Origin of the sequence: Marinospirillum alkaliphilum DSM 21637, from assembly GCF_900119735.1 — a bacterium.
Lineage (GTDB): Bacteria > Pseudomonadota > Gammaproteobacteria > Pseudomonadales > Halomonadaceae > Marinospirillum > Marinospirillum alkaliphilum.
This window is the reverse complement of sequence record NZ_FPJW01000003.1, coordinates 166489-180864: the sequence shown is the minus strand read 5'-3', so window position 1 is coordinate 180864 and position 14376 is coordinate 166489. Positions and strand designations below refer to the sequence as shown.

Below are 14376 nucleotides of genomic sequence, written 5' to 3'. Positions count from 1 at the left end.
ATTCAGAGGCATAAAATCCATGGTCATGGATGTAAATGAAATCAAGAAATACCTGCCCCACCGCTATCCCTTCCTGCTGGTGGATCGTGTACTGGAGATGGAACTGGGCAAATCCATTGTTGCCTACAAAAACATCACGGTAAACGAACCTTACTTCCTTGGCCACTTCCCGGATCACCCTATTTTCCCAGGTGTACTGATCATCGAGGCCATGGCTCAGGCTGCCGGTATTCTTGGCTTTAAAACCGTCAACAAGTTGCCGGCAGATGGTCATCTCTACTACTTTGTAGGTAGCGAGAAAACCCGTTTCAAACGTCCGGTGGTGCCAGGTGACCGTCTGACCCTGGAAGCTCAGGTACTGCGTGAAAAGCGTGGCATCTGGGTGTTCGCCTGTCGTGCCCATGTGGATGGTGAAACGGTTTGTGAAACCGAAATCACCTGTGCGGAGAGAAAAGTTTGAGCCGAATCCATCCCACTGCGCTGATTGATCCACGAGCGCAACTGGCAGATGATGTTGAAGTCGGGCCTTACTCGATTATTGGTCCAGACGTCACGCTGGGTGCTGGCTGTATCATTGGCCCTCATGTGGTTATCAAGGGCCCAACCCTTATGGGTGCCCGCAACCGTGTCTTCCAGTTTGCCAGTGTTGGTGAGGACTGCCAGGACAAAAAATACAAGGGTGAACCCACCCGTCTGGAAATTGGTGATGACAACGTCATCCGCGAGTGTGCCACCATTCACCGTGGCACCATTCAGGATAACAGCCTGACCCGCATTGGTAATGGCAACCTGCTGATGGCCTACACCCATGTGGCACATGATTGCGTAGTCGGCAATCACTGCATTCTAGCCAACAATGCCACCATTGCCGGGCATGTGCATGTTGGTGACTATGCCATTCTTGGCGGTATGGCTGCAGCACACCAGTTCTGTCAGATCGGAACCCACGCCATGTGTGGTGGTGGCTCTATTATCCTGAAGGATATTCCAGCCTATGCCATGGTCAGCGGTCACCCTGCAGAGACTCACGGCATTAACTATGAAGGCTTGAAGCGCCGCGGTTTCAGTAAAGAAAGCCTGCATGCCTTGCGCCACGCCTACAAGGTGGTATTCCGTCAGGGGCTCAACCTGCAGGATGCCATTACCGAACTTGAAACTGGCGAAATGCTGCCGGAAGTCCGGGTTTTTCTGGACTCGCTGAAATCCTCCACCCGTGGCATTGCTCGGTGAAAATCTACCTGGTGGCCGGAGAAATCTCCGGCGATATCCTGGGTGGTAACCTGATTCCTGCCCTCAAAGCTCGCTGGCCAAACGCTGAGTTTCGTGGGCTGGGCGGGGATCAGATGCAAGCCCAGGGCCTCACCAGCCTTTATCCGCTGGAAACCCTGTCGGTGATGGGGCTAGTGGAGGTGCTGAAGCACCTGCCTCAGCTGATCCGTGTCAGGCGTCATCTGCTGCGTGATGCATTGGAATGGGGTGCCGACCTGATGATTGGCATTGATGCACCGGACTTTAATCTGGGGCTGGAGCACCGCCTGCGCAAACAAGGCATCAAAACCGTTCATTATGTCAGTCCATCTGTCTGGGCCTGGCGTCAGGGCCGCATCAAGGGCATACGCAAAAGTACTGACCTGATGTTGGCACTCTTGCCGTTTGAAGCCACTTTTTATCATCAGCACCAAATGCCGGTCGCTTTTATAGGCCACCCAACGGCTGACAAGGTACCCCTGCAACCGGATCGTGCAGCAGCACGTCAAGCGTTTGGGTTGGATGAACAAGCCTTGGTCATTGGTTTATTACCGGGCTCTCGTGGCAGTGAAATCAGCCGACTGGGGCCACTGTTCCTGCAAACGGCACAGGCACTCAAAAAACTTTATCCACACGCCGTGTTTTTATTGCCTGCGGCCTCGTCACGCCGCCATGATGAATTAACCCTGCTACTGCAAGAATATCCCATTGCTGACCTGCAGCTGATCCAGGGTCAATCTGACAAGGTGATGCAGGCTGCCACTGTCTGCCTAATGAACTCAGGAACCAGCACCCTGGAGGGTATGTTCTGTAAAACCCCGATGGTGGTCAGCTACAAGATGGCTCCGTTCAGTTGGTGGCTGCTGAAGCGACTCATCAAAATAAAATGGGCCAGTTTACCCAACCTGCTTGCCAACAAACCCCTGGTGACTGAATGCCTGCAGCAGGATGCCACGGTTGAGAAACTGGTACCCGCACTGCAGCAGCTTCTGGATCACCCTGATGCCCTTCAGGCTCAGACTGAGGCCTTTCTTGAGATGCACCAGCAGCTGCGCCGCAATGCCAGTGCAGAGGCTGTAAAAGCCATCGATCAGCTGCTGAACGGCACCCTGGTTAACCCCACCAGACCTTAAGCTTGTTTTTTTGAATCCTGCCCAATAAAGAATCAATCATGAAAAAGCCAGTCTTGCCACCCCTCTCTGCCGCCGAGCTACCCTATCAAGGCTATCTGTTGGCTGGTGTTGATGAAGCAGGCCGGGGTCCACTGATCGGTTCAGTAGTGGCCGGGGCAGTGATTCTTGATCCAAACCGCCCCATTCAGGGCCTGATGGACTCCAAGCAGCTGAGTGAAAAGAAACGCCTGTTGCTGGCCGATGAAATCCGTGAGAAAAGTCTGGCCTGGTCGGTGGCAGAAGCCAGCGCTGAAGAGATCGACCAACTCAACATTTTACATGCCAGCCTGCTGGCCATGCAGCGGGCACTGGATGCATTAAATACTCAGGCCGAGTTTGTACTGGTGGATGGTAACCGCCTGCCACAAACCCTGAAGCAACCAGGACTGGCCATTGTCAAGGGTGATGCCCGGCACCCTGCCATCTCAGCCGCCTCAATACTGGCCAAGGTCACCCGTGATGCACAATTGCTGGAACTCCACCAGCGTTATCCACAATATGGCTTTGCCAGCCACAAAGGCTACCCCACCAAAGCTCATTTTGATGCCCTGGCCCGTTATGGTGCTCTGCCAGAACATCGCAAGAGTTTTCGGCCTCTCAAAAAATTATTGAACTTAGAACCGGTAAGTTAAGCCTATATTCAGACTGCTGAGATCAATATCAAAACGATCAGTAGCAACAGAAACCGAGCTTGCTATATACTCAACCTCAAAATCTTCAACGATGCGTGTCACCCACTCAACATGGATACTGGTATTTTTTCCAACACGGTGGGCATAACCCAGTCCCAAACCAAATACACCGAGCTCCCGATCAGGTATATTAAACGTACCTGAGATTTCCTCCGCCTTTAGATCTAACTTCCCATACTCCACCAGGAGATATAAGAAACCATTATTCCGCACCTTACCGAACTGTGCTTCGACTGCAGTATAACTACCCGCTGTAACCCTCAGATCAGGTTGAACTGACGCCGTAGAGTCAATATTCTCATTCTTTAATGAAAGAACGTAAGACCAATCCGGGCTTTCATTATGCCACATATAACCCAGTCTAAAGCCTGGATTACCTCCATCAGCAGAGCCCATTAATTGACCATTTGTGCCGTAAGCTGGATTTGTAAAGCGGCGAAAGCCTTCAACATCCATAGACGATTTTGAATAGTAGATACTTCCTCCAAAACCAGAAAATGGATCAGCAACAACCCAGGATGGCAGACAGAACAAAACAAAACAGATCAGTATTTTTCTCATGAAAAATCCCTTTTATATCACTAATTAAGATAGTTGAATCATTCCAAATAGGCCTGACCAGTCACGAAACCTGCAGGTGCATTTGTAAAATGCTGATTCAGATTTAGTACCCATAAATATTATTGATGACCTCAATGCATGCTTTGTTTGGGGTATTTCAATACATATATTGGGAAAGCCAAATCTACACCCTGAAAAACAAATTTTCTGTTTATTTTTTTATCTGTTTCGTTCAATTTGAGGCAAGAAACATGAGCTAAGACTGTTAACGTGACATCCTCAAACCTTGCTGGATGCATGCACCAGGATATAACGCCCAAGACGCCACCAGGGTTCCTGCTGACAATAGCGTCGTTCGATTTCCAGCAAGCGCGCTGCAGTGGCCTCCGGTGGCAATTTCAGACGCAGGTAGTCATTAAATACCCTGACTCCGGTCACTCCGCGTAATTCCATTCCCTGCTGCTGCAACCAGTTCAGCACGGTATCAGGCTGCAGGGGAGAGATGGGAGTCAGACGTTTGCCACGGCCTTTGCCAGCCAGCCCTTTTGTTGCCGTCTGGTCTGGTACTTTTTCCAGCACCCGCTGCCAGTTACCACGCAGGATATTCGCCAGCAGCAGTGCATCAGCATTAAAAAACATCAATGACAGGTGTCCACCTGGTTTTAAATGCTGCAGCAGACTTTGCAGTGTTTCCAGAGGCTGGTGCAACCACTCCAGCACCGCATGGCAAACCACCAGATCAAACTGCTGCTGTGCCGGTGGCAAGGCTTCAGGTAACTGCTGGATGCTGGCCTGTAAAGGCTGCACACCAAAACGCTGTAAACGCTGAGCGGCATATTCCAGCATTTCACCCGCGGGTTCAGCCAGTAAAACCTGATGTCCCTGGCGTGCCAGCCAGCAACTGACCTGCCCCAAACCGCCACCGGCATCCAGCACACTTAATCCCGGCTGTTGCAGTGGAAGCTCTGCCAGCATGCGATCACGCAAGATTTTCAGGCGCAGACGCCCTTTGGCGCTACCGTAGATATTGCGAGCAAAGCGTTCAGCCATGCCGTTGCTGAAATGACGATCCTGCTGAATGGGTTGGGCCATATCGCGGCTTCTGAAAGGCTTTTAAGCCTCTGGAGTGATGGTGAGAGGAGGGGCACAAAAGGAGCCTTCCCTGGCTCCGAATTCATCAGCTATTAAAAGGGTCGCGCAGGATAATGGTTTCTTCGCGATCCGGACCAGTGGAAATGATGTCAATCGGCACACCAATCTGCTGCTCAATAAAGTTGATGTAGCTGCGGGCATTGGCTGGCAGCTGTTCGAGGGATTTGGCACCAACGGTGGATTCACTCCAGCCTGGCAGTTCTTCATAAACCGGTGCCACTGCTGCAAAACCTTCGGCATCAACCGGAGATTCAATCTGGTTACCATCCTTGTCGCGGTAACCAACACAAACCTTCAGCACGTCCAGGCCATCGAGTACGTCCAGCTTGGTCAGGCAGATGCCGGTAACCGAGTTGATCTGCACGGCATAACGCAGTGCCACGGCATCAAACCAGCCACAGCGGCGGGCACGACCGGTGGTAGTGCCGAACTCATGGCCCTTGGCCGCCAGGTGTTCACCGTCAGCATCAAACAACTCGGTGGGCATCGGACCGGAGCCTACACGGGTGGTGTAGGCCTTGGTGATACCCAGGATGTAATCCAGGTACAGCGGACCAAATCCGGAACCCGTGGCAGTACCGCCAGCGGTGGTATTGGAACTGGTTACAAAGGGATAGGTGCCATGATCAATATCCAGCAATGAACCCTGAGCCCCTTCAAACATGATGTTGGCTCCCTGCTTGCGCAGGCCATGCAGGTAAGCGGTGGTGTCAGTAACCATCGGGCGCAGCTCTTCTGCATAAGCCATGCACTCATCCAGCACCTGCTGGAAATTCACTGGCTCTTCCTTGAAATAGTGCTGCAGTACAAAGTTGTGATAGGTGAGCACTTCACCCAGCTTGGCAGCAAAGCGCTCACGGTACATCAGATCACCCAGACGCAGACCCCGGCGTGCGACCTTGTCTTCATAAGCCGGACCGATGCCACGACCGGTGGTACCGATTTTGGCTTCACCACGGGCTTTTTCACGCGCCAGATCCAGGCGCACGTGGTAAGGCAGAATCAGCGGGCAGGAAGCAGAAAGCTTCAGGCGATCACGCACCGGCACCCCTTTGCCTTCCAGCATTTTGATCTCTTTGATCAGGGCATCTGGCGCCAATACCACACCATTGCCGATCACACAGGTGACCTTGTCGCGCAGGATACCGGATGGAATCAGGTGCAGGGCGGTTTTTTCACCCTTCACCACCAGGGTATGGCCTGCATTATGACCACCCTGAAAACGCACCACGGCCTGGGCATTTTCAGTCAGCAGGTCAACGACCTTGCCCTTACCTTCATCACCCCACTGGGTACCCAAAACGACAACGTTATTGCCCATGTTCTGATCTCTGTTACCTGAATTAAAAAAACGGCCAAACCCTGAACTTGTTACACAGTTCAGGGACTGTCAAATCTTGTCTGCAGCCATCAGCTGCCAACTGCCATCAGCCAGTTGTTGAATGCTTTTTCCACCATCCACTGCAGATGAGCAGCTATTGCGAGGGATGAACACAACGCGTTCACCCGCTTCACGCAGTTGGGTCACCAGAGCACGCCCTTTTGTGTCGCGTAAAATGGCAGCCGGAGCAGCAACTGGAGTCCGTGCCTGCAGATTCCCCTGCAGGCTGGCGAGCATTTTCAGGTCAGTGGAAAAACCTGTGGCAGGCCTGGCCCGACCAAAGACTCGACCGATATCATCATAACGCCCGCCCTTGGCCAGGGCCTGACCCAGGCCAGGTACATAAGCTGCAAACACCAAGCCTGTATGATAGTGGTATCCACGCAATTCTGACAGGTCAAGATACAGATTGACCTGTGGATATTGCTGCTGCAATGCTTCCACCAGCTCTTGCAGCTCCTGCAGCGCATCCGTGACTGCCGCCGGTGCGCCCTGCAGTTGCTCACGAGCTGAAGCCAGTACTTCAGGGCCACCATTCAGGCCAGACAGGCGCAATAGCATCTGAACGGGCTGCTGTTCCTGCCAGGGAGCCAGCAAAGGCTGCAGCTCGGCCAGGCGTTTGTGTTGCAGGATATCAAACAGAGCTGCCTCGGTTTCATCGGGCAAACCTGCCTCAACAATCAAGGCACGATAAATACCGACATGCCCCAGATCCAGGCAGAGGTTTTCAGCACCCGCCAGCAGCAGGCTATCCGTCATCAGTGACAGGATTTCCAGATCACTGTCTGCCCCACCATCGCCAAACAACTCGGCACCGATCTGAATCGGTGAACGCGAACCCAGCAGGTTGTCCGGCTGGGTACGTACTATTTCAGCGGAATAACAAAAGCGTGCCACCCCGTCAAACTGCATCGAATGGGCATCCATTCGTGCCACCTGAGGGGTGACATCAGCACTGACCCCCATCATGCGACCACTGAGCTGGTCAGTCACCTTGAAGGTCTGCAGCTCCAGGTCATGACCGGCGCCAGTCAGCAGGGACTCCAGGAACTCCACCTTGGGTGGCAACACCAGTTCATAACCCCAGCTGTGAAAAAGATCCAGCAGCTTGCGACGCAGGTTTTCGATCTGGCGCGCCCGTGGGGGCAACACCTCATCCATGCCATCCGGCAACAGCCAGTGATCTGCACGGCTCATGGGTTTCTCCAGCATTTCACGCTTTCATAAAAAACCGGGAGACGGAACTCCCGGTGTACCAGTACTTACTTCATGTCAGACCGTCAGCGACGATTGGTACCCTGGCGCGAACCTTCCAGATAACGGAAGAAATCACTTTTCGGGCTGAGCACCATGATGTCCTGTTTGCTGCTGAAGCTTTCACGATAAGCCTGCAGGCTGCGCAGGAAGCTGTAAAGCTCGGGATCCTGCTGGTAGGCCTGAGCATAAATGCGAGCCGCTTCGGCATCCCCTTCACCGCGCAGGATTTCAGCGTCCCGCTGAGCGGTGGCAAGAACCACCTCACGGTTACGGTCAGCCGCTGCGCGAATCCGCTCAGCCTGCTCCTGACCCTGGGCACGGTATTCGCGTGCTTCACGCTGACGTTCGGTACGCATCCGCTCATAAACCGAGTTGGACACTTCCGTCGGCAGGTCAATTCGTTTGACACGAATATCCAGGATCGAAACACCCATGGCTTCACGCATGGCGCGGTCCAGATCCTGAATTGGTCGACTCATCAGCTCGTCACGCTGTTCGCTGACAATTTCCACCAGCGTACGGCGACCAAATTCGTTACGCAGACTTTCATCCACGCGCGGTGCTATCACTCGCATGGCCGCCTGTTCGTCACCGGCAGTGGCCTCGTAGTAACGGGTCACATCAATGATTTTCCACTTCACAAAGGAGTCCACAATCACCCCTTTGCGGTCACCGGTCAGGTAACGGGAAGGACGACCATCCAGCGTTTGTACCCGCGTATCAAACAGGCGCACGGTGTTGTACACCGGGATCTTGAAGCGCAAACCCGGTTGAATGTCCGTTTCCACCACTTCACCAAACTGCAGGCGAATGGCGCGCTGGGTTTCATTCACAACATAAAGACTACTGCTGGCAAGCAGCGCAGCACCGGCCAGGACGCCCAGTGCCACTAAAGAACGAGCATGCATCAGCGACCCTCCCGACGAATGGTGGTGGTAGTGTTCTGGCGTTCACGAATCCGCTCTATCACGCGATCAGTCAGCTGCTCCAGCTCAAAGTCAGCAGTCTGACCAGACTGACCGCTGCTGCGTGGTGCAGTGGCGCCACCACCGGCAGGCGCACCGGCACCCATGCGATCCAACGGCAGATACAGAAGGTTATTGCTGCCTTCTTCGGTGTCCACCAACACTTTGCTGGTATTGCTCAGCACTTCCTGCATGGTATCGATGTACAGACGCTCACGGGTGACTGCAGGAGCCCGACGGTATTCCGTCAGCAGTGCCAGGAAGCGTGTTGATTCACCATCGGCGCGAGCAGTCACTGCTTCTCGATAAGCCTGGGCTTCTTCACGAATACGGGCTGCACGACCTTCGGCTTCCGGCAGAATGGAGTTCTCATAAGCGCGTGCCTGGTTGATGCTGCGCTCACGGTCTTCACGCGCCCGGATCACGTCATCAAAGGCAGACTGCACTTCGTCAGGTGCCGAGGTGCTTTCGATGTTGACGGTTTGCAGGGTAATACCTACACCATAACTGCTCAGATAACGCTGCAGACGCTCATTCACGCCGGTTGCCAGAATTTCACGACCTTCGGTCAGAATCTGGATCAGGTTGGTGGTACCCACCTCATGACGTAATGAGGAGTCCAAGGCATATTCCAGACTGCGCTCAGGAGCCCGCACATTCAGCAGGTAAGCCTTGGGATCACTGATCACATACTGCACGGAAATGGCAACCTGCACGATGTTTTCATCGCGGGTCAGCATGGTGGCGCGCTGGTTAAAGGAACGAATGCGCGTCACATTAACCTTGGTGACCGAATCAATGATGGGAGGGTTCCAGTGCAGACCGGGAGTCACGGTTTCATGGTATTTACCCAGACGCAGCACTACACCACGCTCAGACTGGTCAATCAGGTAAAAACCACTGGCAAACCAGATGGCCAGAACCAGAATGGCAACCAGTGCTGTCAGGCCATAACCGCCGAACTTGCCAGCTGGTTTACCTGAACCGGAACCACCGCCACCCTTGCCACCAAAAACGCCGCCCAGTTTATCCTGCAGCTTTTTCAGCGCTTCATCCAGATCCGGTGGTCCCTGATTCGGGCCTTGTCCGCCACCATTATTACCGGAATTACGATCAGGCTTGCGACCACCGCCACTCCAGGGGTCGTGCTGGTTGCCGCTGCCGCCTGGCTCATTCCACGCCATAGAATTTCTCCGCAAAAACGGACTGGCCAGAAGCCAGGTCCGGGGTTGTACCAAGAGTTTATGAATTCACGAGTCTAGTTAGTCGGTTTTCAAACCAGAAAGTTTGCGCAATCCTACCTTAAAATCCACTTCAGGTCATGGTTTTGTGGTCCAGACCAGCGCCGACTCATCAAGATCCAGCTGTGACAGCAATTGACGAAAGTCCTTCTGTGGCAAGCGCAGATCCAGTAAACAACGGCCATCGTCATCATAATGTTCTGCCTGCACTCCACCCAGCTCAAACAGGCGTGCGCGCAAACGGCTGTGTTGTGGTGTCAATACCAGACAACCCTGCACAACCTGAGTGGCCAGGCGTTCACTGATGGCCTGCAACAACAGTTCGACTCCGGCACCGGTGATGGCAGATAACCAGACCCGCAAGGGTTTGCCATCATCATCACGATCAATGCGCGGCTGCTGCTCCAGCAGATCAATCTTGTTAAACACCATCAATACCGGGATATCCTGGGCATCAATTTCTTCCAGCACACTTTCAACCTGATGGATGTTGTCATCCCGTTCCTGACTGGCGGCATCCACCACATGCACCAACAGGGTTGCCTCTGCAGCTTCCTGCAGGGTGGCGCGAAAAGCCTCCACCAGCTTGTGTGGCAAGTGACGGATAAAACCCACCGTATCAGCCAGCACCACTGGCCCCACATCAGTTATATCCAGCCTGCGCAGGGTTGGGTCCAAAGTGGCAAACAGCTGATCGGCTGCATACACACCAGAAGCCGTAACACGGTTAAACAGGGTGGACTTGCCCGCATTGGTGTAACCAACAATCGACACTGACGGAATTTCGGCCTGCACCCGGGCGCGACGACTATTTTCCCGCTGGGTCCGCACTTTTTTCAGTCGGCGGTGAATGGCACTGATGCGTGCCCGCAGCAAGCGTCGGTCCGTTTCCAGCTGGGTTTCACCCGGCCCTCGCAGACCGATACCACCCTTCTGACGCTCAAGGTGGGTCCAGCCACGCACCAGGCGGGTGCTCATGAACTCCAGCTGCGCCAGCTCCACCTGCAACTTACCCTCATAGGTACGGGCGCGCTGGGCAAAAATGTCCAGAATCAGCCCGGTACGATCCAGTACCCGGCATTGCAGGGCCGCTTCCAGATTACGTTCTTGCGAGGGTTTAAGGCTGTGATTAAAAAGCACCAGTTCTGCCTGATGCTCCTCTACAGCAGCACGGATTTCTTCCAGCTTACCTTCACCGACAAAATGACGGGGGGAGGGGTGGTTACGGCTACCACGGATCAATGCCAGTGGCTCAGCTCCGGCAGAACGCACCAGTTCGAGAAACTCGTCTGAATCTTCCCTTTCTGCTTCTTCCTGAAAATCAATATGCACAAGGACGGCTTTTTCGCCGCCCTTTTCGCGTTCAAAGAACAATCATCAACTCCCGGCGCCAGCCTCAGGCTTCATCTTCTTCCTGAGAAGGCAGACGCACATTGCGTGAAGGCACCACAGTGGAAATGGCATGCTTGTAAACCATCTGGCTGACAGTGTTACGCAGCAGAATCACAAACTGGTCAAATGATTCGATCTGACCCTGCAGTTTGATGCCATTAACCAGGAAAATGGACACAGGAACCCGCTCTTTACGCAGCAGATTCAGGTAAGGGTCTTGCAAGGTTTGCCCTTTGGACATGGTGGTATCTCCCTTGAACATTAGAATTTTTATGAAAATCTGTTTTTTTATCTGCTCTGCAATCCTTGCTGAAGAGAATTGCAGGCTTTATTGCATTGCTCGTACTCAATTATAACCCTGTGATTTGACATTTGTCCGGCATTTCTGCTGCACCTGCAAAAAGTTTGTCAGCCTTGTGCAAGCCGCAGTGGCAACAGGCACTCATCAACAGGATCGCCACTCATGAATGCGCGGCAGCCCGCCAGTGTCAGGGGCAACAATTCCGGGTGATCACTCTGCAACCAGTGCAGCTTTTCCCAGGAACGCATCCAGGTCAACTGTCGCTTGGCCAGCTGCCTTGTGGCTGCGATGCCCTTTTCCAACAAGGTCGAATAGTCAAACTCACCGTCCAGGTACTGCCAGACCTGTCGGTAACCCACTGCACGCATGGATGGCAACCCAAGATGCAGGTCTCCTCTGGCGCGCAGGGCTTTGACCTCCTCAATAAAGCCCTGTTCCAGCATGTTTGCAAATCTTTTTGCAATGCGCTGATGCAAAGTGCTTCTTTCTGCCGGTGTTAACCCCAGTTGCAGGAGTCGCCAACCAAAAGCCTGAGGCTGCTGCTCTCGCCACAATTGACTGCGGGTCTTGCCAGTCAACTGCCAAAGCTCCAGTGCGCGCAGGGTGCGCTGTGGATCAGTGGGGGCAATACGGGCTGCCGACTCAGGATCAATGGCCGCCAGGCGCTGATGCAAGGCCGGACAACCCAGTTGCTGCAATTCAGCTTCCAGCACCGCCCTGATCTGCGGGTCTGCTTCCGGCAAATTGGAATCACCGGCCAACAGCCGCTGGTAATAAAGTGAAGTGCCCCCCACCAACAAGGGCACACGACCCGCAGCAGTGATGTCCTGCATGGCTTGTAAAGCATCACGTCGAAAGTCTCCGGCTGAATAACTTTCAGCCGGATCACGAATATCTATCAAACGATGGGGAGCACGCGCCAGGGTGGCAGCATCCGGCTTGGCGGCACCTATGTCCATGCCACGGTATACCAGTGCCGAGTCCACACTGATGATTTCACAGTTCAACTGCTCGACCAGCGCCACCGCCAAATCGGTTTTGCCGGATGCCGTGGGCCCCAGCAGAAAAATGGCCGGGGGCCTGATCACGTCACTGGTCATCAACGCCCCCGCAGAAACAGCTTGTCGAGATCCTGCATGCTCAACTGGAACCAGGTCGGGCGACCATGATTACACTGATCGCTACGCTCAGTCACTTCCATATCACGCAACAGGGCATTCATTTCCGGTAATGTCAGTTGCCGTCCAGCCCGGACGGAGCCATGACAGGCGATGGTGGCCAGCACTTCATGAATGGAGTTTTCAATACTGCTGGCGGTACCAAAACGTTTTAACTCCTGCAGCAGTGAAAAAACCATGGCATTGGCATTCGCTCCCTGCAACAACACTGGCATGGAGCGAATCACCACTTCCTGCGGGCCGATCACATCCAGTTGCACTCCCAGATCAGCCAGCAGCTCAGCCTGTTCAGCAGCCACTTCCGCCATGCTTTCATCCACCGACAAGGGTTCCGGCACCAGCAAGGGCTGAGCCACCAGCGGGCGCTGCAACCAGTCCTTTTTCAGTCGCTCATAAGTGATGCGTTCGTGGGCTGCGTGCATGTCCACCACCACCAGCCCATGACTGTTCTGCGCCAGAATGTAGATGCCCTGCAACTGCCCCAGTGCATACCCCAGTGGCGGCACCTCACTGGCGGAAGGAGGTGCAGAATCAGCTGCCAAACGCTGGTAAAAAGCCAGGGTTTCACCATTTCCCTGCGCCGAAGGCCGACCATTGCCTGCACCGAAAGCGGTCGCGGCAGCTCCGGAAAAACCACCGGCATTATCTGAAGCGGAGGGAGAGGTGGAGGACAAGCTGGAGGGCATCGACCAGCTCAACGCACCCTGCTCCTGCACCTGTGGCGGAGCCACGCCTGCCGAAGGCTGACTGGCTTGAGGGTAGGTTGCCGGGGTGACTGGCTGCTTTTCACTGCCAATCAGTGCACCGGACAGGCGTTTGTGCAGGGCACTGAAAATAAAATCATGCACCCAGCGGCCGTCACGGAAACGCACCTCATGTTTGGTGGGATGCACATTCACATCCACCACCTGGGGGTCCACTTCCAGGTGCAGCACAAACACCGGGTGGCGACCACCAAACAACACATCCTGATAGGCCTGACGGATGGCATGGGCCACCAGCTTGTCTCGCACCACGCGACCATTCACAAAAAAGTACTGACGGTCCGCCTGGGCACGAGCATAAACCGGCAGCCCCACCCAGCCATGCAGGCGGATGCCGCTGGCCTCACTGTCCACCACCAGCGACTGATCCATGAACTCACGCCCCAGCAGTCTGGCAATGCGCTGCATTGAAGCATCCTGTGCAGCTGCAGCATCCTGATCAGCAGTCACCGCCGGCAACTGGTGCACCAGCTTGCCCTGATGTTTCAGACTGAAACCAACATCCGGGCGTGACAAGGCCAGGCGACGAAAAACCTCTTCAAGATGGGAGAATTCCGTGCGTTCGGTGCGCAGAAACTTGCGCCGTGCCGGGGTGTTAAAAAACAAATCTCGCACAATCAGGCTGGTGCCCTGCGGATGGGGTGCCGGAGTCACCTGAGGTTGCATGTCACGGCCTTCTGCCACCACCCGCCAACCCTTGCCGGAATCATCAGTGCTGGTGATCAGCTCCAGCCGCGACACTGAACTGATGGAAGCCAGTGCCTCACCACGAAAACCAAGACTGGCCACACCTTCCAGATCATCCAGGGTCAGGATTTTACTGGTGGCATGACGTGCCAGCGCCAGCGGCAAGTCTTCCGGGTCAATGCCACAACCATTGTCACGCACCCGCAGCAGTTTGACACCACCGGCTTCCAGTTCGATATCGATCTGATCAGCACCGGCATCCAGGCAGTTTTCCACCAACTCTTTTAATACAGAGGCCGGGCGCTCAACCACTTCACCGGCAGCAATCTGGTTGGCCAGTCTGGGGCTGAGTACCTGGATGGGTCGACGGGCATTTTCCATCTGA

At 54.3% G+C, this 14376-nt stretch carries 14 protein-coding genes; 4 read left to right on the top strand and 10 right to left on the bottom strand.

Features of this window, described 5'->3' with window-relative positions:
* Nucleotides 1-19 precede the first annotated feature (19 nt).
* Genes fabZ through rnhB form a run of 4 tightly spaced genes read left to right on the top strand, consistent with a single transcriptional unit; the run spans nucleotide 20 to nucleotide 3052 of the window.
* Complete coding sequence (fabZ, locus tag BT114_RS06165; RefSeq protein ID WP_072325473.1) at nucleotides 20-460, top strand: 3-hydroxyacyl-ACP dehydratase FabZ; 441 nt, start codon at nucleotides 20-22, stop codon at nucleotides 458-460.
* Nucleotides 457-1230, top strand: coding sequence for an acyl-ACP--UDP-N-acetylglucosamine O-acyltransferase (lpxA, locus tag BT114_RS06160; RefSeq protein ID WP_245770401.1), 774 nt, complete (start codon nucleotides 457-459; stop codon nucleotides 1228-1230). The genes fabZ and lpxA overlap by 4 nt, the downstream gene beginning before the upstream one ends.
* On the top strand, nucleotides 1227-2381 hold the full coding sequence (lpxB, locus tag BT114_RS06155; RefSeq protein ID WP_072325472.1) for a lipid-A-disaccharide synthase: 1155 nt from the start codon (nucleotides 1227-1229) through the stop codon (nucleotides 2379-2381). The genes lpxA and lpxB overlap by 4 nt, the downstream gene beginning before the upstream one ends.
* Nucleotides 2382-2419: 38 nt before the next feature.
* On the top strand, nucleotides 2420-3052 hold the full coding sequence (gene rnhB, locus BT114_RS06150) for a ribonuclease HII (protein ID WP_072325471.1): 633 nt from the start codon (nucleotides 2420-2422) through the stop codon (nucleotides 3050-3052).
* Here rnhB and BT114_RS06145 read toward each other — a convergent pair.
* From BT114_RS06145 to mutL, 10 genes are all read right to left on the bottom strand, one after another.
* Entirely contained in the window at nucleotides 3035-3673 is a 639-nt protein-coding gene (locus tag BT114_RS06145; protein WP_072325470.1) for an outer membrane protein, read from the bottom strand. The genes rnhB and BT114_RS06145 overlap by 18 nt on opposite strands.
* A gap of 279 nt (nucleotides 3674-3952) precedes the next feature.
* The gene (locus tag BT114_RS06140) at nucleotides 3953-4765 is read right to left on the bottom strand and encodes a methyltransferase domain-containing protein (protein WP_072325469.1); all 813 of its coding nucleotides are present in this window, start codon (nucleotides 4763-4765) and stop codon (nucleotides 3953-3955) included.
* Between the two features lie 85 nt (nucleotides 4766-4850).
* Nucleotides 4851-6146 carry an adenylosuccinate synthase gene (locus BT114_RS06135; RefSeq protein WP_072325468.1) on the bottom strand — a complete coding sequence of 432 codons (1296 nt, stop codon included), beginning with the start codon at nucleotides 6144-6146 and terminating at the stop codon, nucleotides 4851-4853.
* A 69-nt stretch (nucleotides 6147-6215) separates the two neighbouring features.
* Nucleotides 6216-7403, bottom strand: coding sequence for an ATP phosphoribosyltransferase regulatory subunit (locus tag BT114_RS06130; RefSeq protein ID WP_072325467.1), 1188 nt, complete (start codon nucleotides 7401-7403; stop codon nucleotides 6216-6218).
* Nucleotides 7404-7486: 83 nt separating this feature from the next.
* Nucleotides 7487-8374, bottom strand: coding sequence for a protease modulator HflC (gene hflC, locus BT114_RS06125; protein WP_072325466.1), 888 nt, complete (start codon nucleotides 8372-8374; stop codon nucleotides 7487-7489).
* Nucleotides 8371-9612 (bottom strand): FtsH protease activity modulator HflK, encoded by a 1242-nt coding sequence (gene hflK / locus BT114_RS06120; protein WP_072325465.1) that lies wholly within the window; start codon nucleotides 9610-9612, stop codon nucleotides 8371-8373. The genes hflC and hflK overlap by 4 nt, the downstream gene beginning before the upstream one ends.
* Nucleotides 9613-9747: 135 nt before the next feature.
* Nucleotides 9748-11043, bottom strand: coding sequence for a ribosome rescue GTPase HflX (gene hflX / locus BT114_RS06115; RefSeq protein WP_072325464.1), 1296 nt, complete (start codon nucleotides 11041-11043; stop codon nucleotides 9748-9750).
* A 22-nt stretch (nucleotides 11044-11065) separates the two neighbouring features.
* Nucleotides 11066-11302, bottom strand: a complete 237-nt coding sequence (hfq, locus tag BT114_RS06110) for an RNA chaperone Hfq (protein WP_072325607.1) — start codon at nucleotides 11300-11302, stop codon at nucleotides 11066-11068.
* Nucleotides 11303-11469: 167 nt separating this feature from the next.
* Nucleotides 11470-12462 (bottom strand): tRNA (adenosine(37)-N6)-dimethylallyltransferase MiaA, encoded by a 993-nt coding sequence (gene miaA, locus BT114_RS06105; protein ID WP_072325463.1) that lies wholly within the window; start codon nucleotides 12460-12462, stop codon nucleotides 11470-11472.
* Nucleotides 12462-14372, bottom strand: a complete 1911-nt coding sequence (mutL, locus tag BT114_RS06100) for a DNA mismatch repair endonuclease MutL (RefSeq protein ID WP_072325606.1) — start codon at nucleotides 14370-14372, stop codon at nucleotides 12462-12464. The genes miaA and mutL overlap by 1 nt, the downstream gene beginning before the upstream one ends.
* Nucleotides 14373-14376 lie beyond the last annotated feature (4 nt).

Excerpts from the sequence above, each read along its gene's own strand:
- fabZ (WP_072325473.1), top strand. The coding sequence starts at position 20 with ATGGTCATGGATGTAAATGAAATCAAGAAATACCTGCCCCACCGCTAT.
- rnhB (WP_072325471.1), top strand. The coding sequence starts at position 2,420 with ATGAAAAAGCCAGTCTTGCCACCCCTCTCTGCCGCCGAGCTACCCTAT.
- BT114_RS06145 (WP_072325470.1), bottom strand. The coding sequence starts at position 3,673 with ATGAGAAAAATACTGATCTGTTTTGTTTTGTTCTGTCTGCCATCCTGG.
- BT114_RS06140 (WP_072325469.1), bottom strand. The coding sequence starts at position 4,765 with ATGGCCCAACCCATTCAGCAGGATCGTCATTTCAGCAACGGCATGGCT.
- BT114_RS06135 (WP_072325468.1), bottom strand. The coding sequence starts at position 6,146 with ATGGGCAATAACGTTGTCGTTTTGGGTACCCAGTGGGGTGATGAAGGT.
- BT114_RS06130 (WP_072325467.1), bottom strand. The coding sequence starts at position 7,403 with ATGAGCCGTGCAGATCACTGGCTGTTGCCGGATGGCATGGATGAGGTG.
- hflK (WP_072325465.1), bottom strand. The coding sequence starts at position 9,612 with ATGGCGTGGAATGAGCCAGGCGGCAGCGGCAACCAGCACGACCCCTGG.
- hfq (WP_072325607.1), bottom strand. The coding sequence starts at position 11,302 with ATGTCCAAAGGGCAAACCTTGCAAGACCCTTACCTGAATCTGCTGCGT.
- miaA (WP_072325463.1), bottom strand. The coding sequence starts at position 12,462 with ATGACCAGTGACGTGATCAGGCCCCCGGCCATTTTTCTGCTGGGGCCC.
- mutL (WP_072325606.1), bottom strand. The coding sequence starts at position 14,372 with ATGGAAAATGCCCGTCGACCCATCCAGGTACTCAGCCCCAGACTGGCC.